The organism is Cyanobium sp. WKJ7-Wakatipu, assembly GCF_024345355.1.
Classification (GTDB): domain Bacteria; phylum Cyanobacteriota; class Cyanobacteriia; order PCC-6307; family Cyanobiaceae; genus Cyanobium_A; species Cyanobium_A usitatum.
The window spans coordinates 1-20,217 of sequence record NZ_JAGQAY010000022.1 but is presented as its reverse complement, the minus strand read 5'-3'; the positions used below and the strand labels follow the sequence as shown (position 1 = coordinate 20,217).

Annotated in this window: 21 protein-coding genes; 13 read left to right on the top strand and 8 right to left on the bottom strand. The window is 62.8% G+C overall.

What is annotated here, in order from left to right:
• The first annotated feature begins 30 nt into the window (after window positions 1-30).
• The 8 genes from KBY83_RS11595 to KBY83_RS11560 all read left to right on the top strand — a co-directional run bounded on the left by KBY83_RS11595 (window position 31) and on the right by KBY83_RS11560 (window position 7,048).
• The gene (locus KBY83_RS11595; RefSeq protein WP_254941763.1) at window positions 31-387 is read left to right on the top strand and encodes an AIR synthase; all 357 of its coding nucleotides are present in this window, start codon (window positions 31-33) and stop codon (window positions 385-387) included.
• A gap of 65 nt (window positions 388-452) precedes the next feature.
• Window positions 453-827, top strand: coding sequence for a 30S ribosomal protein S12 (gene rpsL / locus KBY83_RS11590; protein ID WP_106632417.1), 375 nt, complete (start codon window positions 453-455; stop codon window positions 825-827).
• Between the two features lie 106 nt (window positions 828-933).
• Window positions 934-1,404, top strand: coding sequence for a 30S ribosomal protein S7 (gene rpsG / locus KBY83_RS11585; protein WP_106632418.1), 471 nt, complete (start codon window positions 934-936; stop codon window positions 1,402-1,404).
• 99 nt (window positions 1,405-1,503) lie between these two features.
• The gene (gene fusA, locus KBY83_RS11580; protein WP_106632419.1) at window positions 1,504-3,579 is read left to right on the top strand and encodes an elongation factor G; all 2,076 of its coding nucleotides are present in this window, start codon (window positions 1,504-1,506) and stop codon (window positions 3,577-3,579) included.
• A 40-nt stretch (window positions 3,580-3,619) separates the two neighbouring features.
• Entirely contained in the window at window positions 3,620-4,849 is a 1,230-nt protein-coding gene (gene tuf / locus KBY83_RS11575; protein ID WP_106632420.1) for an elongation factor Tu, read from the top strand.
• 124 nt (window positions 4,850-4,973) lie between these two features.
• Window positions 4,974-5,294, top strand: a complete 321-nt coding sequence (gene rpsJ / locus KBY83_RS11570) for a 30S ribosomal protein S10 (RefSeq protein ID WP_006910513.1) — start codon at window positions 4,974-4,976, stop codon at window positions 5,292-5,294.
• 114 nt (window positions 5,295-5,408) lie between these two features.
• Window positions 5,409-6,056: an LON peptidase substrate-binding domain-containing protein gene (locus tag KBY83_RS11565; RefSeq protein ID WP_106632421.1), complete on the top strand. Its 648-nt coding sequence runs from the start codon at window positions 5,409-5,411 to the stop codon at window positions 6,054-6,056.
• An 8-nt stretch (window positions 6,057-6,064) separates the two neighbouring features.
• Window positions 6,065-7,048 (top strand): methyltransferase domain-containing protein, encoded by a 984-nt coding sequence (locus KBY83_RS11560; RefSeq protein WP_255019654.1) that lies wholly within the window; start codon window positions 6,065-6,067, stop codon window positions 7,046-7,048.
• Here KBY83_RS11560 and pheA read toward each other — a convergent pair.
• Entirely contained in the window at window positions 7,045-7,872 is an 828-nt protein-coding gene (pheA, locus tag KBY83_RS11555; protein ID WP_106632423.1) for a prephenate dehydratase, read from the bottom strand. The two genes, KBY83_RS11560 and pheA, sit on opposite strands and share 4 nt — an antisense overlap.
• 69 nt (window positions 7,873-7,941) lie before the next feature.
• Here pheA and KBY83_RS11550 point away from each other — a divergent pair, with 69 nt between their 5' ends.
• A complete protein-coding gene (locus KBY83_RS11550) occupies window positions 7,942-8,454 on the top strand; it encodes a DUF1997 domain-containing protein (protein WP_106632424.1) in 513 nt (170 codons plus the stop codon).
• Here the strand turns inward: KBY83_RS11550 and KBY83_RS11545 are convergent.
• Together KBY83_RS11545 and KBY83_RS11540 are read right to left on the bottom strand one after the other, a co-directional pair.
• Window positions 8,420-9,061 (bottom strand): ribonuclease HII, encoded by a 642-nt coding sequence (locus KBY83_RS11545; RefSeq protein ID WP_106632425.1) that lies wholly within the window; start codon window positions 9,059-9,061, stop codon window positions 8,420-8,422. The genes KBY83_RS11550 and KBY83_RS11545 overlap by 35 nt on opposite strands.
• Complete coding sequence (locus KBY83_RS11540) at window positions 9,062-11,113, bottom strand: Rne/Rng family ribonuclease (RefSeq protein ID WP_255019653.1); 2,052 nt, start codon at window positions 11,111-11,113, stop codon at window positions 9,062-9,064.
• A gap of 59 nt (window positions 11,114-11,172) precedes the next feature.
• On the opposite strand from KBY83_RS11540, the gene KBY83_RS11535 reads away from it, so the two are divergent.
• On the top strand, window positions 11,173-11,379 hold the full coding sequence (locus KBY83_RS11535) for a hypothetical protein (RefSeq protein WP_255019652.1): 207 nt from the start codon (window positions 11,173-11,175) through the stop codon (window positions 11,377-11,379).
• A gap of 126 nt (window positions 11,380-11,505) precedes the next feature.
• Here KBY83_RS11535 and KBY83_RS11530 read toward each other — a convergent pair whose 3' ends face one another.
• From KBY83_RS11530 to KBY83_RS11520, 3 genes are read right to left on the bottom strand one after another with little or no spacing between them, the layout of a single operon-like run.
• Window positions 11,506-14,151: a TIGR03960 family B12-binding radical SAM protein gene (locus KBY83_RS11530; RefSeq protein ID WP_255019651.1), complete on the bottom strand. Its 2,646-nt coding sequence runs from the start codon at window positions 14,149-14,151 to the stop codon at window positions 11,506-11,508.
• A gap of 39 nt (window positions 14,152-14,190) precedes the next feature.
• The gene (locus KBY83_RS11525) at window positions 14,191-14,595 is read right to left on the bottom strand and encodes a type II toxin-antitoxin system VapC family toxin (protein ID WP_255019650.1); all 405 of its coding nucleotides are present in this window, start codon (window positions 14,593-14,595) and stop codon (window positions 14,191-14,193) included.
• Window positions 14,592-14,843 (bottom strand): AbrB/MazE/SpoVT family DNA-binding domain-containing protein, encoded by a 252-nt coding sequence (locus KBY83_RS11520; RefSeq protein WP_161956154.1) that lies wholly within the window; start codon window positions 14,841-14,843, stop codon window positions 14,592-14,594. The genes KBY83_RS11525 and KBY83_RS11520 overlap by 4 nt, the downstream gene beginning before the upstream one ends.
• A 101-nt stretch (window positions 14,844-14,944) precedes the next feature.
• Between KBY83_RS11520 and KBY83_RS11515 the strand changes: the two genes are divergently transcribed.
• The 3 genes from KBY83_RS11515 to KBY83_RS11505 are packed head-to-tail and all read left to right on the top strand — an operon-like array spanning window position 14,945 to window position 17,381.
• Window positions 14,945-16,171: an LL-diaminopimelate aminotransferase gene (locus tag KBY83_RS11515; protein WP_255019649.1), complete on the top strand. Its 1,227-nt coding sequence runs from the start codon at window positions 14,945-14,947 to the stop codon at window positions 16,169-16,171.
• 26 nt (window positions 16,172-16,197) lie between these two features.
• Window positions 16,198-16,527, top strand: a complete 330-nt coding sequence (gene clpS, locus KBY83_RS11510) for an ATP-dependent Clp protease adapter ClpS (protein ID WP_396093912.1) — start codon at window positions 16,198-16,200, stop codon at window positions 16,525-16,527.
• Window positions 16,527-17,381, top strand: coding sequence for a CPBP family intramembrane glutamic endopeptidase (locus KBY83_RS11505; RefSeq protein ID WP_255019648.1), 855 nt, complete (start codon window positions 16,527-16,529; stop codon window positions 17,379-17,381). The genes clpS and KBY83_RS11505 overlap by 1 nt, the downstream gene beginning before the upstream one ends.
• Here the strand turns inward: KBY83_RS11505 and KBY83_RS11500 are convergent.
• Both KBY83_RS11500 and cofG read right to left on the bottom strand, forming a co-directional pair.
• Window positions 17,365-18,945 carry a photosystem II high light acclimation radical SAM protein gene (locus tag KBY83_RS11500; RefSeq protein ID WP_396093910.1) on the bottom strand — a complete coding sequence of 527 codons (1,581 nt, stop codon included), beginning with the start codon at window positions 18,943-18,945 and terminating at the stop codon, window positions 17,365-17,367. The genes KBY83_RS11505 and KBY83_RS11500 overlap by 17 nt on opposite strands.
• A complete protein-coding gene (cofG, locus tag KBY83_RS11495) occupies window positions 18,942-19,958 on the bottom strand; it encodes a 7,8-didemethyl-8-hydroxy-5-deazariboflavin synthase subunit CofG (protein WP_255019646.1) in 1,017 nt (338 codons plus the stop codon). Before cofG ends, KBY83_RS11500 begins: the two co-directional genes overlap by 4 nt.
• Window positions 19,959-20,217: the final 259 nt, after the last annotated feature.

Here is a 20,217-nt window from a genome sequence, read left to right as displayed (position 1 = left end):
GCCAAAATGAGTTCAGATATGCAGACCCCCATGGCCAAGGCGCACAGCCTGCGCGTGACCGCCGCCGCCGCCGCCGAGCTGGGCCGCCACGCGGCTGTGGCGGGCACCCCCGGGATGATGCATCTGGATTTAGTTGATGGGCGCTGTGAGCGCTGGGCGATTCGATTGCGCCCCGGCCACCTGGCGGGCACGCCGGTTGCTCGTGCCGATGGCATCACTCTTTATGCGCCAGCAGAGCAACTGAACCTGCTGAGCGGCCTGAGCCTGGACTACCGGGGTGACATCAGCGGCGGCGGCTTTTTGGTACGTCCAGGCGAAGGCACGGTGAGTTGCGCCTGCGGCACTGCATTCAGCCGCTTAGGAGGAGGGCGACAGGCGACCCAGTAAGGTGGCGGATTGTCGAAATCGGTCGGACGTCCGACCAATATTCTCCGACCAGACCCCGGTCCTCGATGCCCACCATCCAGCAGCTAATCCGTACTGAGCGCCAGAGTCTTTCTCGGAAGACCAAGTCGCCCGCCTTGCGCGCTTGTCCCGAGCGCCGCGGTGTGTGCACACGCGTGTACACCTCCACCCCCAAGAAGCCGAATTCGGCCCTGCGCAAGGTCGCTCGGGTGCGTCTCACCTCTGGCTTTGAGGTGACCGCCTACATCCCCGGCATTGGACACAACCTTCAGGAGCACTCTGTGGTTCTGATCCGGGGTGGACGCGTCAAGGATCTGCCTGGCGTCCGCTATCACATCATCCGCGGCACCTTGGACACCGCGGGCGTCAAGGACCGTCGCCAGTCCCGTTCCAAGTACGGCGCCAAGACGCCAAAGAGCTGAAACCGCCTAGCTCAGCGTGACCAGCCGCTGAGCAGCAACTTCAGCAAAGGGCGTCACCGATGCCCGCTCCATTCCCTTCCCCTAGTTCTCCCCGCTCCGGTCGACCATGTCTCGCCGCAATGCCGCCGAGAAGCGCCCAGTGCTTCCCGACCCCCAATTCAACAGCCGCCTGGCCTCCATGATCGTGGCCCGGCTCATGAAGCACGGCAAAAAGTCCACGGCGCAGCGCATCCTTTCGGATGCCTTCTCCCTGATCAACGACCGCACCGGTACTGATCCCCTTGAGCTGTTTGAGACAGCTGTACGCAATGCCACCCCTCTGGTTGAGGTTCGTGCCCGCCGGGTTGGCGGTGCCACTTACCAGGTGCCGATGGAAGTTCGCCAGGAGCGCGGTACAGCCATGGCTCTGCGCTGGCTGGTGAATTTCTCCCGCGCCCGCAACGGTCGCAGCATGGCCCAGAAATTGGCTGGTGAGCTAATGGATGCAGCCAACGAAGCCGGTAGCGCGGTTCGCAAGCGGGAAGAGACCCACAAGATGGCTGAAGCCAACAAGGCTTTCGCCCACTACCGCTACTGATCCCGCCTGAACAGCTGAAGTCCAGGGCGACTTCAGCCTCAACAGACCCGGTCTGTAGAGTTACGCCCACGTTTTGTTGACCTTTCGGAGACCTCCCCCGTGGCCCGCGCCTTTCCACTGGAACGCGTTAGAAATATTGGTATTGCCGCCCACATCGATGCGGGCAAGACCACGACGACTGAACGGATTCTGTTCTATTCAGGCGTCGTCCACAAGATGGGCGAGGTGCACGACGGTGCGGCTGTGACCGACTGGATGGATCAGGAGCGTGAACGTGGTATCACGATCACCGCAGCTGCCATTTCCACCACTTGGAAAGACAACCGCATCAACATCATCGACACCCCCGGGCACGTCGACTTCACCATCGAGGTGGAACGTTCGATGCGGGTCCTGGACGGCGTGGTCGCTGTCTTCTGCGCCGTTGGTGGCGTACAGCCCCAGTCAGAGACCGTCTGGCGTCAGGCTGACCGCTACAACGTGCCTCGGCTCGTGTTCGTCAACAAGATGGACCGGACGGGTGCCGACTTCCTGAAGGTCTACGACCAAATCAAGGATCGGCTCAAAGCCAATGCCGCGCCGATCCAGCTGCCGATCGGAGCCGAGGGCGATCTGAAGGGAATTATTGACCTTGTGCGCAACAAGGCGATTATTTACACCAATGATCTCGGCACTGACATCATTGAAGGTGAAATCCCTGAAGACATGATTGAAGAGGCCAAAAAGTGGCGCCTCAAGTTGATGGAAACGGTGGCTGAGTCCGACGAAGACTTAATCGATCCCTTCCTGGAAAATGGCGAGCTCACCGAAGAGCAGTTGATCAAAGGCATCCGCAAGGCCACCATCCATCATGGCTTAGTGCCAATTGTTTGTGGCTCAGCCTTTAAAAATAAGGGCGTCCAACTGGTGCTAGATGCAGTGGTTGACTACCTACCAGCACCAGTTGATCTACCTCCCATCACTGGCCTACTGGCTGACGGCAGCGAGGCAACCCGCCCTTGCGACGACAGCGCGCCCTTCAGCGCCTTGGCCTTCAAAGTAATGGCTGACCCCTACGGGAAGCTTACTTTTGTACGCATCTACTCCGGGGTACTCAACAAAGGCAGCTATGTACTCAACTCCACCAAAGATAAGAAGGAGCGCATTTCTCGCTTAATCCTCCTCAAAGCCATTGACCGTGAAGAGGTCGATGAGCTGCGTGCCGGTGATCTTGGGGCAGTCTTGGGCCTCAAGGACACCACCACGGGTGACACGCTTTGCGTCGATTCTGACCCGATCATTCTGGAATCGCTCTTCATCCCCGAGCCCGTGATCTCGGTGGCTGTTGAGCCAAAAACCAAGGGTGACATGGAGAAGCTTTCCAAAGCTCTTCAGTCACTTGCTGAAGAAGACCCCACTTTCCGGGTCTCCACCGATCCTGAAACCAGCCAGACAGTTATTGCTGGCATGGGAGAACTCCACCTTGAAATCCTGGTGGATCGGATGCTGCGCGAGTTCAAGGTTGAAGCGAACATCGGCGCTCCCCAAGTGTCGTATCGCGAAACCATTCGCAGCAGCTCCAAGGGCGAAGGCAAATTTGCCCGTCAGACCGGTGGCAAAGGTCAATACGGTCACGTAGTGATCGAAATGGAGCCCGGCGAACCAGGCACAGGATTCGAATTCGTCAACAAAATTATTGGCGGCATCGTTCCCAAGGAGTACATCGGTCCCGCAGAAGCCGGCATGAAGGAGACCTGCCAATCCGGTGTGATTGCTGGTTTCCCCATGATCGACGTCAGGGCAACCATGGTTGACGGCTCTTACCACGACGTCGACTCCTCGGAGATGGCGTTTAAAATCGCCGGATCCATGGCCTTCAAAGACGCAGTCAAGAAGTGCAACCCCGTACTCCTTGAGCCAATGATGAAGGTGGAAGTCGAGATCCCCGAGGATTTCCTTGGGTCGGTCATCGGCGACCTCTCATCCCGTCGAGGCCAGGTCGAAGGACAGTCCATTGATAATGGGCAGTCCAAGGTCCAAACAAAAGTGCCTCTGGCCGAAATGTTCGGCTACGCCACCCAGCTCCGATCCATGACCCAGGGTCGGGGTATTTTCTCGATGGAGTTCAGCCATTACGAGGAAGTTCCTCGCAATGTGGCTGAGGCCATCATCTCCAAGAATCAGGGCAATTCCTGATCTCTCCTTTACCCACTAACCCCCCCGATTCTTTCTACTCATGGCACGCGAGAAGTTCGAAAGGAACAAACCCCACGTCAACATTGGCACCATCGGCCACGTTGACCACGGCAAAACCACCCTCACGGCTGCCATCACCAACGTGTTGGCGTCCCAGGGCATGGCCAAGGCCCAGGCCTACGACGAGATCGACGGTGCTCCTGAGGAGAAAGAGCGGGGCATCACTATCAACACTGCGCACGTCGAGTACGAGACCACAAATCGTCACTACGCTCACGTGGACTGCCCCGGCCACGCGGACTACGTCAAGAACATGATCACCGGTGCCGCCCAGATGGACGGCGCGATCCTGGTTGTAGCCGCGACCGACGGGCCGATGGCCCAGACCAAAGAACACATCCTGCTTGCCAAGCAGGTGGGCGTTCCCGCCCTAGTGGTGTTCCTCAACAAGAAGGACATGGTCGACGACGAGGAAATCCTCGAGCTTGTCGAACTGGAAATGCGCGAGCTGCTCAGCAGCTACGACTTCCCAGGCGATGACATCCCAGTGGTGGCAGGTTCAGCCCTGAAGGCCCTCGAATTTATCCAAGCTGGCAACAAGGCCGAGCGCGGTGCGAATGAGTGGGTTGACAAGATTCTCGACCTAATGGACGCCGTCGACGAGTCGATTCCCGAGCCCGAGCGCGAAGTCGACAAGCCCTTCCTGATGGCAATCGAGGACGTTTTCTCGATCACCGGTCGTGGCACCGTGGCAACTGGACGTATCGAACGCGGCAAGGTCAAGGTTGGCGAAACCGTTCAAATCGTCGGCATCCGCGACACCCGTGAGACCACTGTCACGGGTGTGGAAATGTTCCGCAAGCTGCTCGAAGAGGGTTTGGCTGGCGACAACTGTGGACTACTCCTGCGCGGCATCCAGAAAGAGGACATCGAGCGCGGCATGGTGCTGGTGAAGCCCAACTCCATCAAGCCCCACACCAAATTCGAAGGTGAGGTCTACGTGCTGAAGAAGGAAGAAGGCGGCCGCCACACCCCCTTCTTTGCTGGCTATCGCCCTCAGTTCTACATCCGTACAACTGACGTGACAGGCCAGATCACGGCCTTCACCTCTGACGACGGCGCCAACGTCGAAATGGTGATGCCCGGTGACCGCATCAAGATGACCGGCGAGCTCATCTGCCCCGTTGCCATCGAGCAAGGCATGCGCTTCGCCATCCGCGAAGGCGGCCGCACCATCGGTGCAGGCGTGGTTTCCAAGATCATCGCCTGATCCTGAGGTAGGTTTTTGGGGTGGGACTTCTATGGGTCTCCACCCCACCTGCCGCTCCTCGACAATCCAGCTCCACCAACCACCCGGGCGTTCCGCCTAGGAGCTTCCTGACGCCTGATCTGACATGTCCACAGCCATTGCCCAGCAGAAGATCCGCATTCGCCTCAAGGCGTTTGATCGCCGGATGCTTGATCTCTCCTGCGAAAAAATCATCGAAACTGCCGACCACACCGCCGCAACGGCGATCGGCCCCATTCCGCTGCCAACCAAGCGCAAGATCTACTGCGTGCTGCGCTCGCCCCACGTCGACAAAGACTCCCGCGAGCACTTCGAAACCCGCACCCATCGGCGCATCATCGATATCTACAGCCCTTCGGCAAAGACCATCGACGCCCTGATGAAGCTTGACCTGCCCAGCGGCGTTGATATTGAAGTCAAGCTCTGAGCCCAATCTCGGGTAATCCTGCCTGAGCAGTCGCTGACTGCAGCCGCCCCCTGTCACGCCAACGCGTGGCAGGGGCATTTTTTCTAGGATGCTCCTGTATCTCCTGTTAAAGCCATGGGCGAGCTGGCCGTAAGGGAGCTGCCGCTGTTTCCCTTGCCTGACGTGGTGCTCTTCCCCCAGGAAGTACTGCCACTTCATATTTTTGAGCCCCGTTACCGGATGCTGCTGCGCACCGTGATGGCCGGAGACCAGCGCTTCGGAGTTGTGCGTTGGGACCCCCAAAACCAGACCATGGCCGATGTGGGCTGCTGCGCCGAGATCCTGCACTGCCAGACCCAGGACGACGACCACAGCAACATTGTGACCATGGGGCAACAGCGTTTTCGCGTACTCGACATCGTGCGTGAGGCGCCCTTTCGGGTGGGAATGGTTAGCTGGATTGAGGATGAACCAGAGACGAGCCATGCGGAGCTAGCTGCGTTAGCGGGCGATGTCGGCCAGGCCTTGCGGGATGTGGTGGAACTCACCGGCAAGCTGATTGGCAAACCGGCCAGCCTGCCCAACGACCTGCCCGACCTGCCCCGGGAGCTGTCGTTCTGGATCGGAGCCCACCTAGGCGGCCCCGTGGCCGACCACCAGCAGGCCCTGCTGGAGATCACTGACACCAGCGAGCGCCTGCGCCAGGAATACGAACTGCTGGACCAGACCAGGAGGCAGTTGGCGGCACGCACCGTGCTCAAAGACACCTTCCAGCCCCAATAACTCCTGCCATGACCGTCCTGAGCTGGCCCCTGGCCGCCTCCATCGGGGCAGGAGCCCTTGGCTGCCTTGCCGTTGCCCTAGCAGCGCGCCTCTGGTTGAAACGCCGGCGGCGTTATGAATCATCTGCAAGCGTGGCAGACGCCTACGACCGCTGGACCAATGACCAGCTGCTGGAGCGGCTCTGGGGGGACCATATCCACCTGGGCTACTACCGCCAAAGTGGTAGCGGCAGGTCGCGCCACCAGGATTTCCGAGTTGCCAAAGAAACCTTCGTCCATGAACTGGCGCGCTGGAGCGGCCTCGACCAACTGCCCCGCGGCTCCACCGTGCTGGATGTGGGCTGCGGCATTGGCGGCAGCGCCCGCATCCTGGCGAGGGACTATGGACTGAACGTCCTGGGTATCAGCATCAGCCCGGCCCAGATCGCCCGGGCCACAGCCCTAACTCCAGCCGGCCTCAGCTGCCGCTTTGCGGTGATGGATGCCCTGGCCCTGGAAATTGCCGACGCCAGCGTTGATGCCGTCTGGAGTGTGGAGGCCTGTCCCCACATGCCCGACAAGCAGCGCTACGCCGATGAGCTGTTGCGGGTGCTCAAACCTGGCGGCCTGCTGGCTGTAGCTGACTGGAACCGGCGCGATCCGGCCGATGGCGTCATGGATCGGCGAGAGCGCTGGGTGATGCGTCAGTTGCTTGAACAGTGGGCCCACCCTGAATTCGCCAGTATCCGCGGACTGCAAAAGCACCTCGAGCAAAGTCAGCAGGCTGGTGGCATAACAATCGAAACCGGCGACTGGACAAGCGCCACCCTGCCCTCCTGGATCGAATCGATCTTTGAGGGCGTACGCCGGCCAGGCGCCATCCTGGGCCTGGGTCCCGCCGCAGTTTTGCAAGGCCTGCGCGAAACCCCCACGATCCTGCTGATGCGTTGGGCCTTCGCCACCGGACTGATGCAATTTGGCGTCTTTCGCGGTCGCAAGCCCAGCCAGGCCTAAGCGAGGTTGGTGACTGGGTAGGCCCCAAATAGGGCTAGGTGCTCGCAAAGGGGCGCTAGCTCAGCAAGGGCTGCCTCCAGAGGGGTCGATCCATTGGGAAGCTCCAGATCAACGAAAAATATGTACTCACCCATCTCCCGCTTTGATGGGCGCGACTCGATCCGGCCCATGTTGAGCCCGCGCTGGGCAAAGCAGCCCAGGGCTTCTAGCAGGGCCCCTGGCTGGTTGGAGTGCAGGGAGAAGGCGAGGCTTGCCATCGGGCCCTGCGAGGAGCGGGGTCCCCGCCGCAGCAACAGGAAGCGGGTGCAGTTGCCCGCCACATCATTGATCGGGTAGGCCAGCTCCAGCAGGCCATGCTCCGTGCCGGCCTGCTGGGAGGCGATCGCCGCACGGAAGCGACTGCCCGCCACCATGCGGGCCGCCTCCGCCGTGGAGCTGGTGGGCAACTGCAGGGCCTGGGGTAGGTGTTCCGACAGCCACTGGCTGCACTGGGCCAGGGCCTGGGGATGGGACAACACCTCACTCACGCCCGTAATCGGGCCGCTGCCAAGCAGGGCATGGCGGATCGGCAGCACCAGGGCCCGCGCGACGCTGAGATCCGGATGCTCCCAGAGCGCGTCCAGGCAGGCCGTCACCCCCCCCTCCACTGAATTCTCGACAGGCACGACTGCCGCATCACAGGTGCCCTGGGCTAGGGCCTGAACAACGGCCCGGATACCTAGCTGAGGCACCAATTCAGGGTTGGCGACGCCTTCCAACTCGGCCAGTTGCCGGGTTGCCTGCTCGCCGTAGGTGCCGGCCGGCCCGAGGAAGGCAAAACGCATCGTTTCCGAAACCGAGGAGAGGCCATCGTGTGGTGACCGATAGGATCATGCCGCGCCGGCCCGCAGGCCATGCCCCTGGCCTTCAGCGCCAGTCAGCAACTGCAACTTGACGTGAGCCACCAGCCCGAAAGGCTGGCCGCCTACTTGAGCGATCAGGATCGGGTGGTCAAAGCCCTGCTGGATCCCAACCAGCTCGAGCCCCTCGGCCCAGGTCGCTATCGCTACGCGGTGACCCATCTGCAGGTATTTCAACTGCAGATTCAGCCAGTGGTGGATCTGCGCATCCATCTGGCCCAAGACCGACTGGTGCTGGAAGCCACCGAGTGTGAACTGGAGGGTTTGGGGCTAGTGGATGATTTCCAGCTCACCCTGGGATCCTGGTTGGCAGCGGGTGCCAACGGGCTGGAAGGGGAAGCCAGCTTGGCCGTGACGGTGAGCCAGCCCTCGCTGCTCAAACTGATTCCCGCCAAGGTGCTGGAAGCCACCGGCCGCTCTCTGCTGGCAGGCATCCTGCTGGGCATCAAGGGCCGGGTGGGGCAGCAGCTACTCAGCGACTATCGCCTCTGGTGCCAGGAGCACTGAGCTCCAGCCGCCCCAAAAAACTATGACGATGCAGCGGCGTTGTGCCGAGGTTTTGGAGGGCGGCGCGATGCAAGGCGGTGCCATACCCGGCATGACGCTCCAGCCCATAGCCTGGATAGCGCTCCGCCAGGGCGGTGATCAAGGCGTCCCGGGCCTCCTTGGCCAGCACGCTGGCGGCCGCAATCGCCAGGCAGTGGCTATCGCCTCGCACCATGGTGCGCTGGTCGCCGTGCCAGCCCCGCAGGGGCAGCACCCCATCCACCAGCAGCAGCTCAAACGGACACGACAGTTTTTGCAGGGCGCGGGCCATGGCCAGCTCTGTTGCTAGCCGGATGCCCCCGCGATCGATTTCTGCCGCCGAGGCCTGGCCGAGGGCCCAGGAAGCCGCCAGGCGCTGGATAACGGGCACCAGGGCAGCTCGCCGCCGGGCGGTGAGCTTTTTGCTGTCGGTGAGCCCCAGACCAGCCAAGGGCTTTAGCGCTGCGGCCGGCAGCACTACCGCAGCAGCAAAAACAGGGCCGAACAGACAACCGCGACCGACCTCATCAACGCCGGCGCAGTCGCCCGGATCCCGGCCCTGCCAGGGATCCGACTCCGGCGGGCCCACTCAGCTAGAGGCAGAGGAGCGCCGGCGGCGGCGACGTGGTTCGCCTGACTCATCAAGCTCCGGCTCAGCGACTGCCAACGCGGTGTCTACTTGGGCGGTGCCGGCTTGGGAGGTTTGGGTTTTCGCTGCTGGGGTTTTGGCGGCAGAACTGCGGGTGCGACCGCGGCGAGCTGGAATCTCGACTTCAGGAGGAGCGATGCTGGCAGTGGTCGGCACCGACACCGTGACCACTGTCTCGGGCTCGCTGAGCTCTGGCAGGGGCGTAATTTCCACCGGGGCCGGCATAACCAGAGTCTCTACGCCTGAGGCCGGCATCTCTCCAGCGCCGTACTGACCGTCAGCGGCGGCCCCATTACCGCCGCGACCACCTCGTCCGCGGCGGCGACGGGAACCAGCAACTGCCAGCTGCTGCTTGGCTTGCTCCAGCACTTCTTCCGCCTCCATGCCGGGGCGAACCACCCTGACCACGACGTTGTCGTTGCTGGGGGGCTGCTCGAGCAGCAGGGCTGGATTGAGGCCCATCCAACCAAACACCAACTCCTGGTCCGCATCCATCGGCACGGCCACCAGCTCCTGATCAAAGCGGCGGGGGGCCAGCTCCATGCTGGCGCCACTGCCTGAGACAGGTGCCTCGATCGGGACGATCTCGACCCCATCAGCGGCCTGCGTGCCAGGCGCATCGAGGAACTCACTGCCATTACGCCCGCCTCGCCCACCTCGGCGGCGGCGACCGGTAGCGGCCTCGGGGATGCCGGGGCTGAGCACCTCAGCGCGAGCCGATGCGGCGGAGCGCACCAGGCCGGTGAGGGTTGCCAGGGGCTGAAGCGTGTCTTTGCCTGGCAGCACGGCCACATGACCCAAGCCCCCACAGCTGGGACAAGCTCGTCCAAACAGTTCGTAGATGTTCTGCCCCTGGCGCTTGCGGGTGAGCTCCACTAGGCCGAGCTCGGTGAGCTGGGCTATTTGAGGACGGGCGGCATCGTCGCGCACCGCCTGGGTGAAATGTTCGAGCAGCTGCAGCTGATCACGACGGGACTCCATATCAATGAAGTCGATGATCACGACGCCACCGATGTTGCGCAGCTTCAGCTGGCGGCCGATCTCCACCGCCGCTTCGCAGTTGGTCCAGAGCACCGTCTCGCGAGAGTTGGCCGAGCGGGTGAAGGAGCCGGAGTTGACATCAATGACAGTGAGCGCCTCGGTGGGCTCGATAATCACGTAGCCGCCGGAAGGCAGATCAACTCGCGGCTTCAAGGCATCGCGAATGGCGGCATTGACCTTGAAGTGCTCAAGAATCTCCGCCGATTCGGTGTGGGCTTCCACCAGCACCGTGGTGTGATCAGAGCCCAGAAAGGCATTGGCCCGGGCAACAGCCTCCGGGGTATCAACCACCACCCGCACTAGCTCTGGGCTGTAGAGATCGCGCAACACGCGATGCACAAAGTCTTCGTCGCGGTTGAGCAGCACCGGTGGGCTGGCGGTTTCGGCGGCGGTTTGGATGCCCTCCCACTGGCGCAGCAGGGCTTCAAGGTCGTCGATTAGCAGCTCTTCGCTAACAGCTTCTGCCTCGGTGCGGATCAACAGGCCTGCGCCTGGTGGCTTGATCAGCACACCGAGGGCCCGCAGCCGGTTGCGCTCGTTCTCACCGTTGATGCGGCGGGAGATGTTCACTCCCTGGCCGTGGGGCTGCAGCACCAAAAACCGCCCTGGCAAGGCGAGGTTGCCGGTGAGGCGGGGGCCCTTGGTACCGGTGGGCTCCTTCATCACCTGCACCAACACCTTTTGGCGCGGCTCCAGTAGCTCGGTAATGCCGGCAGCTCCCTTGCGCAGCCGCAAGGGGCCCAGATCAGTGACGTGAATAAAGCCGTTCTTTTCGCTTTCGCCGATATTTACAAAAGCGGCGTCGATGCCAGGCAGCACATTTTCAACGGTGCCTAGATAGACGTCTCCGATCTGATAGCGGCCTTGAGCCACAACCAATTCATCAACACGTTCGTCGTTGAGAACTGCGGCGATTCGCAGTTGCTCGGCTATGACGATCTGCTGGGGCATGGGGAATGAGATGGGCCCGACGGGCCCGGCCAGGGATAAAACGACGGATATGGGCGGACTTGAAGGCTGAAACCTGGTTCAAGCCCTACGGGGCCAGGCCAGAAAAACATCAACAAGCCAAAAAAGTTGGACTATCGGAAGCCCAAAAAACGTTCGGAGCGCCGGTAAATCCGGATCGCTCTAGCGGCAATACTGCAAAAAATGCTGTTCTGAATCTTTCGCGCATCGAGTGCCGCGAAACAGCCTTCAAGAATCGAGCTTCCTGAAAGCGGTGGGGCGAAGACTGGGACAGAGGTGTCCTGGGGCGGTTAGACCAGCGAATCTAGCTACCGGCAACCGCTGGAACTCGATCAATAAACCGGGTCCAATCGGCTATTCGCCTTCGTGGAAAATTAGCACGGCTTGAGCACCAAATCCTTCCGCCGCAAGTCACTCAGGGCAAGGGATTGACCGAGCCGTTCAGCGAGCCAGTGCTGCACCTGCTCAGGGCGGAGACTGCGGCCAGCAGCATCGATCGCAGCCCAAAGGGTGCACAGCAAGGAACCATCCGACTGCGGCTCCGCCCATTGCAAATCGAGCAGAAACGGCCGGCAATCCCGGCTGCGGGGGCGACCCTTTTTATCTGTGTCGTTCCACATCAGCGTGTCGGCGGCGAGCAGGCTGGCGCGGGCCTGCTGCCATTGCTCCGAGGTAGGCGGTGCCCCGGCTTGGGGCTGCAAAACAAACTGCCAATGGGCTGAGGCCAGCTCTTGGGAAAGGCTGACGCCAAACACCTCAACCCGAATAGCCGAGAGCAGCTGGAAGCCAGGTGGAAGCTCACGCTGCAACCGAGAGCGCACCAGGCCTGGATCCACCTGTTCGGTGAACTCCAAATCCAGCCACTCGCCGCTGCCCTCTACCCCTAATGGCAGCGGCAGGGCTAGCTGCAGGCGAGGCAGAGGATGGAAGCCACCGGTGAAACTCACCGGCAAGCCGGAGCGGCGCAGGGCCCGCTCCAGCATCCGCAAGGTGTCTAGATGGCTAATCAAAGCCAGGGAGCCAGTTTTGGCAAAGCCAATGCGGAGCCGGTCGACCCGGTCGCTGGCAGGGGCCCGCTGGGGAAGAGCCGCCGGAATGGCAGGCGGCGGAATCACCACGTTGTGGCCAAGCTCCGGGCCGCACACGCCACAGCTACTGCAGCCTTCAAAGGAGCAATCGGGCACCACAGTGGCGGCCAAGGCGCGCTGCAGGTCCTCGGCCAGCCAGCGCTTATCTAGGCCAGAATCGATATGGTCCCAAGGCAGGCTCTGGCGGCAGAAGGCCTCCAAATCCGCAGTCTCCATAGCCTCAGCCGCACTCCAGGCGCCTAGCTCCAGCTGACGGTAGCGGCCACCCAGTCCCGCCGCCTCGATCGCGCCGGTCCAGGCGGCGTAGCTGCGCTCGGCCGACTCAAACCAGGCATCCAATCCCGCCCCGGCACGCCAGGCCGCCTCAATCACCGCTGAGAGGCGACGGTCGCCGCGGCCGACAAAGTCCTCCACCGCGGAAAGGCGCACATCACTGAAATTAGTTTTGAGGCCCCGCAACTGGCGCAGGGCTCGGCGCAACAGCTCCTGACGCCGCCGAAATTCATCGGTGCTGACGCTGTGCCACTGGAATGGCGTGTGGGGCTTGGGCGTGAAATTACTGATCGTGAGGTTGAGCTCCAGCCGGCCGAGATCGGAGCACTGCCCTTGCAGGGCCTGGCAGGTATCGGCGATGCCGAGCACGTCGGCGTCAGTTTCACCCGGCAGACCGATCATGAAATAGAGCTTCAACTTGCGATAGCCGTTCTCCATCGCCGTACGCACGCCGGCCAGCAGCTCTGCGTCGGTGAGCCCCTTATTGACGATGTCGCGCAGACGCTGGCTGCCAGCCTCCGGCGCAAAGGTGAGGCCTGCCTTGCGGGTACCGCCCAGGATGTGGGCGATGTTTTGATCAAAACGATCCACTCGCTGGCTAGGCAGGGTGAGGCTGACGTTTTTGTCAGCCAGGCGATTGCGCAGCTCCACCCCCACCGCAGGCAGAGCCAGATAATCCGAGCAGCTCAGCGAAAGCAGCGAGAAATCGCTGTAGCCGGTGCGGCCCATGCCCTCCTCAACGGCTTCAATGACCGCTTCTGGCTCCACATCGCGGGCAGGCCGAGTCAGCATCCCCGGCTGACAGAAGCGGCAACCGCGGGTGCAGCCGCGGCGAATTTCCACCGTGAGCCTGTCGTGCACGGTTTCGATATGGGGCACCAACCCCATGGCGTAGTGGGGCATCGGCGTGGCCGTTCGCCGCTGAACCCGAGCAGGAACGCCTGGTTCGAGCGGCTCGATGCTCACCCCATCGACGCCGGGGCCATATAACGAGGGCACGTACACGCCAGGCACCTGAGCCAGATCGCGCAGCAGCTGCCGGCGCGTATGGCCGGCGGCGCGAGCCTCAGCCACCACCAGGCCGATCTCAGGCAGCAGCTCCTCGCCATCGCCGAGGGCCACGAAGTCGAAGAAGGCAGCAAAGGGCTCCGGGTTGCTGGTGGCGGTGGGGCCGCCGGCAAAGATCAGCGGTGGCGCATCCGGGTGATCCAGGGGTAGGTCGCCCCGCTCAGCCGCCCGGATCGGAATGCCAGCCAGCTCCAGCATCTCGAGGATGTTGGTACCGCCCAGCTCGTAGCTGAGCGAGAAGCCCAGGATGTCGAAGGCGGCTAGGGGCCGCCGGCTCTCCACTGCAAAGAGGGGGGCACCGCGCTCGCGCAGGCGTGCCGCCAGATCAGGCGCAGGCAGGTAGCTGCGATCGCACAGCTGGCCGGGAACGGCGTTGAGGATTGAATAGAGAATGATGTGGCCGCTGTTGCTTGCCCCCACCTCGTAGACCTCGGGGTAGGTGAGCGCCCAACGCACCCCTACCGCCTGCCAATCGGCCTCCCAGTCGCGCGGCTTCACCCCCAGCTCATTGCCCAGGTAGCGGGCGGGCTTGCTGATGCCCAGATCAATCAGGGCGTCAAAGTCGACCGGGTTGGCAACGGTCACGGGCACGGCGGCTGGAAGCTGAGTTGATCGTATGCAGCACCGGGCTCAGAGCTGCTGCACCGCCGGCGTGAGCGCCAGCTCGCCAGCCTTGCGCACGAAAGCTCTATCGAGGCTGACCAGAGCCGCGCAGCCCTCACTGCGCAGCAGATGCAGGGCATCGGCGAAATCCAGGCCCTTGGCATAGGCCTCGAGGGCCTGCAACACCTGCTCCTCCTGCTCCAGATGCAGTTGGCGGATCGCGTTCAAGGCTCGGAAGGCCCGAATGATCGCCTCCCGGGGCAATTGATAAGCGCCGCGCAGGACCCATTCCAGCTCCAGCACCACGGTGATCGGCACGAAACAGGCTGAGCTGTCGTCGATCAGATCGGCCACGCGGCGGGCCTGCTCCGGGTCGTCATTGGTGAGTAAGCGCACCAGCAGGTTGGTGTCAAGGGCCACCGGCAAGGTCATGGCGTTCCCTTGGAGACATAGAGCGCCGGGTCCATCCGCTCAAGCGGCACAGGCTCACCCTCATAGTGAGCCGCACCAATCAGTGCATGAGCACTGGCCGCATTGGCCGCCCCCTGGGGGGCCAGATGCAGGCCATCGGGCTCAAGGTTCAGAGCCAGGCGATCGCCGGCGCGTAGCCCGAGCAACTGGCGCAGCCGGGCTGGAATCACCAGCTGGCCCTTGGAGGAGAGGGTGAGCAGAGCATCCATCCGAGCATCCACAGGCCTGCTTACCAGCGTAAGCCAAATCTGCCGCATAGGACAATCCCCCCATCACTCACCGGGCCCGGCGGCGGCCCACCCCGCGCACCATGGCTCAGGTCAACGGCAATTATCTCAAGCTCAAGGCGGGCTACCTCTTCCCTGAGATCGGACGGCGGGTGAAGGCCTTCAGTGAGGCCAATCCCGAGGCGCCGATCATCCGCCTAGGCATCGGCGACGTCACCGAGCCGCTCCCTGAGGCCTGCCGCACCGCCATGAAGGGCGCCATCGACGAGATGGGCAGCCGTGAGGGCTTCCATGGCTACGGCCCTGAGCAGGGCTACCTATGGCTGCGGGAAAAAATCGCCGCCAGCGATTTCCAGGCCCGCGGCTGCCAGGTGAGCGCCGAGGAGATCTTCGTCTCCGACGGCTCGAAATGCGACAGCAGCAACATCCTCGACATCCTCGGCGAGGGCAACCGCATCGCCGTGACAGACCCGGTTTACCCGGTTTATGTGGACAGCAATGTGATGGCAGGGCGCACCGGCGACGCCGACGATGCGGGGCGCTATGGCGGCCTCACCTACCTGCCGATCACCGCTGCCAACGGCTTCACCGCCGAGATCCCCACTGAAAAGGTGGATCTGATTTACCTGTGCTTTCCCAATAACCCCACTGGCGCTGTGGCCACCAAGGCGCAGCTGCAGGCCTGGGTCGATTACGCCCGCGCCAACGATGCCCTGATCCTGTTTGACGCCGCCTACGAGGCCTTCATCCAGGACCCCGAACTACCCCACTCGATCTACGAGATCGAAGGCGCCCGCGAGTGCGCCATTGAGTTTCGCTCCTTTTCCAAGAACGCCGGCTTCACCGGCACCCGCTGCGCTCTCACCGTGGTGCCCCGCGGCCTGATGGGCACTGCCGCCAATGGCGAACGGGTGGAGCTTTGGGCCCTGTGGAACAGGCGCCAGTGCACCAAATTCAACGGCGTCAGCTACATCGTGCAGCGCGGCGCCGAGGCGGTGTATTCGGTCGAGGGGCAAGCCCAAGTTCAGGCTCTGGTTGCCTTTTACATGCAAAACGCGGCGATCATCCGCCGCGAGCTAACGGCCGCCGGTATCCAGGTGTATGGCGGCGAGCAGGCCCCCTACGTGTGGCTGAAAACCCCCGAAAACATGGATTCCTGGGGCTTCTTCGACCACCTGCTCGGCAAAGCCCACGTAGTGGGCACCCCCGGCAGCGGCTTCGGCGCCGCAGGAGAGGGCTACTTCCGCCTTTCGGCCTTCAACAGCCGGGAGAACGTGCAGGAAGCCATGGGGCGCATCCGGGCCCTTTAATAGGGCGAAACGTCATGTCTGTTGCCATGACTCCTATGCCAATCGCCACCCAGAGTCCCAGCCGCGAGAGCGGCGGGGCAGCCGTGATGGAGAAGGCCCCGGAGCGGGTGCGCAAGCCATCGCCCCGCTACAAGGTGCTGCTGCACAACGATCCCGTCAACTCGATGGAATACGTGGTGACCACCCTGCGCCAAGTGGTGCCATCGCTCAGTGAGCAGGACGCGATTGCCGTAATGCTGGAGGCCCACAACACCGGCGTAGGACTGGTGATCGTCTGCGATCTAGAGCCCGCTGAGTTTTATTGCGAAACCCTTAAGGGCAAGGGCCTGAGCAGCAGCCTCGAGCCCGAAAGCTGATGGAGCCGCCTGCTGCGGCAGCTAACGCGGCAGTGCGACCGCACTGGTGGGGCACCTTGTTGTACGTGCCCTTGCTCTACCTAATGGGTTGGCTGGTGGCCCGGCCTCTTGCCCTCCTAGCCCCCAACTGGCGCTCCGACCAGGTGGATCTGGCGGGACTGGTGGTGGCCCTGCTTTTGTTGCTGGCCAGCCTGCCTTTGAGGCTGAGGCGGGTTTGGCAGGAGCCCAATCCCTGGCTGCGCCTGGGATTGGCTGTGCCAGGTGCCCTTGCCCTACGCAGCGGTGTGCGGGGGCTGCTGAAGGCACTGCTCTTACTCGCCCTAGTTGCCGCGGGGTTAGTGATCGCGGGCCAAGCCCAATGGCTTGGGGAGCTCAATGGAGCCCTGCTGCTCAACGGCCTGCTGCTGCTGGCGGGGGTGGGATTTGCAGAAGAGCTGCTATTTCGCGGCTGGCTATGGGGTGAACTGGAGCTCCAGCTGGGGGCACGCCGGGCGCTGGTGGTGCAGGCGCTGATCTTTGCCCTGCTGCACCCCTGGTATCGGGCCCCTGGGCTCGAGGCCTTGGGGCTGCTGGGGGGTCTAATTCTGTTGGGTCTGGTGCTGGCTCTGCAGCGGCGAGCCGACGCAGGCTCCCTATGGGGAGCAATTGGCCTGCATGGCGGCCTGGTGGGGGGTTGGTTTCTAGTGCAGAAGGGCCTGCTGCAGATTTCCCCAGCAGCTCCTGGCTGGCTGGTGGGGCCCGGTGGCGCCGACATCAACCCGATCGGCGGACTGATTGGCTGGATAGGCCTAGGCGCCCTGCTCTGGATTCGCCGCCGCTGGTGGAGCAAAGACGGGGCTAGCGGGTCGCCGTAGCCAGGGCTTTGCGCCCCTCCACTGGGGCGTGTAGGGCTTCTTCCAGTGGGGCGAGGCCGTAATCACGCTCAAGCAGGTCCATCACGGTGCGGCCGAAGTCACCGGGGTTGCGCTCGAAGGCCTCGAGGCAGATGCGGCCGAAGGTACTGCCCATCGGCTCAGGGTTCCAGAGCAGCTGGCGAGCAGTCCAAGGCAGCATGCTCATCGGGTTGTAGCCAGGCTTGATCAGACCCTGATCAAAGCCGTATTGCTCCAGGTGGGTGTGGGGCTGCAGGCCGATGAAAAAGATCGCCGGCTCGACTTTGTCGGCACCGAAGATGCGCTCCAGCTCGCGGTGATAGGCCACGGTCTGGCGGATCGTCTCTGGCCGCTCGTCGATCACGTTGAACGAGTAATTCACCGACACGTGCTCGCGGAAGCCGGCCCGAGCCAGCAGGCGGCAGTTCTCGAGCACGGTGCGCAGGTTGTAACCCATGCGCATCTTGCGCACGAGCTCCTGGGAGCCCGAGGTGATGCCGATCTCGAAGTAATCCATGCCGGTGGCCACCATCAGCTCAGCCAGCTCGGCGTCGAGGTTGTCGGCGCGGATGTAGGCGGCCCAGCGGATATCGCTCCAACCCTGGGCCTGAATCGCCCGCAACAACTGCTTGGCGTCGTCGATGTAGCGCCGGGCCGGGATGAACTGGGCATCGGTGAACCAAAAACCTCGCACGCCCTTGGCGTAGAGCTGGCCCATCTCAGCGATCACCTCCTCCACAGGATTGACGCGCACCGCCTTGCCCTCCACCACGGTGTAAACGCAGTAGCAGCAGTTGTGGGGGCAGCCGCGCTTGGTCTGGACGCCCACGTAGAAGTCACCGCCGTCGAGATACCAGTCGAGCTGGGGCCAAATCTCGGCGATGTAGGCGTAGTTGCAGGCGGTTTTATCCATGCCAGCCGGCTGCTCGTGGATCAGCCCGAGCCGGGGTGCCTCACCCGCCAAAAAGCAGCGCTCCTCAGCCAGGGATTCACCGCGGATCAGCTTCTCCAGCAGGGGCTCCCCTTCTCCCACCGACACCACGGTGCCCTTGGGCAGCTTGCGGCCCAGCTGCTCATAAAACACACTCACCGCACCCCCTCCCAGCACAGCGGTGGCCTCGGGCTCAAAGCGGCGGGCCCGGCCCAGGCCGCGACGCACCAGCCGCAGATTGCGCCATAACTCACCGTAAAAGGAAGCCATCAACCCCAGGCCACCCAAGGCACCGCGCAGGCGCCGCAGCGGATTGCGGGCATAAAAGACCTCAAAGGAGTTCTGCAGGGGATTGCCGCCACGCCCATCCACGGGCGCATAAATCTGGATGTCGCGCCAGGAGAACACAAGCAGGGTGGGCCTAAATGCCTCAACTGCCCGCAGCAGCACCTGCTCCACATCAAGCAGGGGCACTGCCGCCAGATCAAGAATCTGCTGAGGCAGCTGCGGGAACTGCTTATGGAGGTGATCAGCCAGGTAGATCGGGCCGATCGGAAAAATTGGATTGCAGGGAAGCCGCACCAGCAGCACCCGTTGGTCGCTCGCGGCGCTCACGGCCATGGACTCCTGAGTCCGGAAGATTTTGACGCTAACAACCTTGATTCGGCGCGGAGAGCCTGGTGCCGCATCGCCAGAGGCAAACAGCGCCGCCAGGCTTGATGCACGCACAGCCGGGGAGTCAGCTCGTAGCCAGCCTGGGCAAGCACTTCTGCTAACTGGCTTGGCGTGGGCTGGGGATAGGCGCGGTTGATCACGTCACTGCTATCGATGCCGCCGAGATCATCGATGCCCGCCGCCAGGGCAGCAGGTAGCTCTTGCAAGGGCCAAAGATTTGGTGGCAACTGCAGATGAACTTCCTGCGGCAGGATTGACCGGGCAGCGGCAATGGTGCCAAGCAGGTCGACCTGCTCAGTGGCATTGAGCAACAGTGCAGAAGTGGCATCGGGGCGAAAGGGCTGGAGGATCACCTCCTGCAAGTGACCCCAGCGGCGCTGCAGCTGGGCCAGCAACTCCAGGGCCGCGAGCCTGTCGGCCTCGGACTCCCCCACGCCCAGCAAAAGCCCCGTGGTGAAGGGGATCCCTAAACGACCAGCCTGCTCCAACTGGCCGAATCGCACCGCCAAGCTCTTGCTCGGAGACAGGCGATGCAGGGCGTCGTAGGCCGGGCCGAGCCCTTCCAGCATCAACCCCATGGAGCCATTAAGCCGGCCTAGGGAGGCCATCTCAGCGATGGAGAGGGGGCCCGCGTTTGTGTGCGGCAGCCGGCCTTCTATCCAGGCCAGACGACTAAGAGCCAGCAAACGACTGAACCAGGCGCGGCGCTGGGGGGAGCCGGGCGGCACCTCGCCGCTTAGCAACAGCACCTCCGCAGCCCAAGGGCGCAGCCTCAATACCGCTTGCGCCTGGGCATCACTGAGCCCATCTGCTAAGGGATCTAGGCCATCTGGGGGGCGCCGAAAGGTGCAGTAGCCGCAGGAGTTGAAACAGAAGCGGGTGGGTACGAGGGTGACGCTGGGGCTCCAGGTGATCCGCCGCACCCCAACATAAGCGTTACTTATGGGATTCATCAGCAGGGCTTTGGCGCCTCCCGGTCAGCCTTCTCACTAATCCCGCAATCTTCCGTTACAGTCCTGTTACGCAAGTTTTTGCGCTCGACGGGATTCCGTCTGGTGGCTTGCCACCTTCCATACCCGTTCCTCTGGAACACCCTCTTCTCGTTCTCATGACAACCACTATTCAGCAGCGCCAAGGCGCTTCTGCGTGGAACCAGTTTTGCGACTGGGTCACCTCCACCAACAACCGCCTCTATGTGGGCTGGTTCGGTGT

Excerpts from the sequence above, each read along its gene's own strand:
- KBY83_RS11595 (WP_254941763.1), top strand. The coding sequence starts at position 31 with ATGGCCAAGGCGCACAGCCTGCGCGTGACCGCCGCCGCCGCCGCCGAG.
- rpsL (WP_106632417.1), top strand. The coding sequence starts at position 453 with ATGCCCACCATCCAGCAGCTAATCCGTACTGAGCGCCAGAGTCTTTCT.
- rpsG (WP_106632418.1), top strand. The coding sequence starts at position 934 with ATGTCTCGCCGCAATGCCGCCGAGAAGCGCCCAGTGCTTCCCGACCCC.
- tuf (WP_106632420.1), top strand. The coding sequence starts at position 3,620 with ATGGCACGCGAGAAGTTCGAAAGGAACAAACCCCACGTCAACATTGGC.
- rpsJ (WP_006910513.1), top strand. The coding sequence starts at position 4,974 with ATGTCCACAGCCATTGCCCAGCAGAAGATCCGCATTCGCCTCAAGGCG.
- KBY83_RS11565 (WP_106632421.1), top strand. The coding sequence starts at position 5,409 with ATGGGCGAGCTGGCCGTAAGGGAGCTGCCGCTGTTTCCCTTGCCTGAC.
- KBY83_RS11560 (WP_255019654.1), top strand. The coding sequence starts at position 6,065 with ATGACCGTCCTGAGCTGGCCCCTGGCCGCCTCCATCGGGGCAGGAGCC.
- pheA (WP_106632423.1), bottom strand. The coding sequence starts at position 7,872 with ATGCGTTTTGCCTTCCTCGGGCCGGCCGGCACCTACGGCGAGCAGGCA.
- KBY83_RS11550 (WP_106632424.1), top strand. The coding sequence starts at position 7,942 with ATGCCCCTGGCCTTCAGCGCCAGTCAGCAACTGCAACTTGACGTGAGC.
- KBY83_RS11540 (WP_255019653.1), bottom strand. The coding sequence starts at position 11,113 with ATGCCCCAGCAGATCGTCATAGCCGAGCAACTGCGAATCGCCGCAGTT.
- KBY83_RS11525 (WP_255019650.1), bottom strand. The coding sequence starts at position 14,595 with ATGACCTTGCCGGTGGCCCTTGACACCAACCTGCTGGTGCGCTTACTC.
- KBY83_RS11520 (WP_161956154.1), bottom strand. The coding sequence starts at position 14,843 with ATGGATGCTCTGCTCACCCTCTCCTCCAAGGGCCAGCTGGTGATTCCA.
- KBY83_RS11515 (WP_255019649.1), top strand. The coding sequence starts at position 14,945 with ATGGCTCAGGTCAACGGCAATTATCTCAAGCTCAAGGCGGGCTACCTC.
- clpS (WP_396093912.1), top strand. The coding sequence starts at position 16,198 with ATGACTCCTATGCCAATCGCCACCCAGAGTCCCAGCCGCGAGAGCGGC.
- KBY83_RS11505 (WP_255019648.1), top strand. The coding sequence starts at position 16,527 with ATGGAGCCGCCTGCTGCGGCAGCTAACGCGGCAGTGCGACCGCACTGG.
- cofG (WP_255019646.1), bottom strand. The coding sequence starts at position 19,958 with ATGAATCCCATAAGTAACGCTTATGTTGGGGTGCGGCGGATCACCTGG.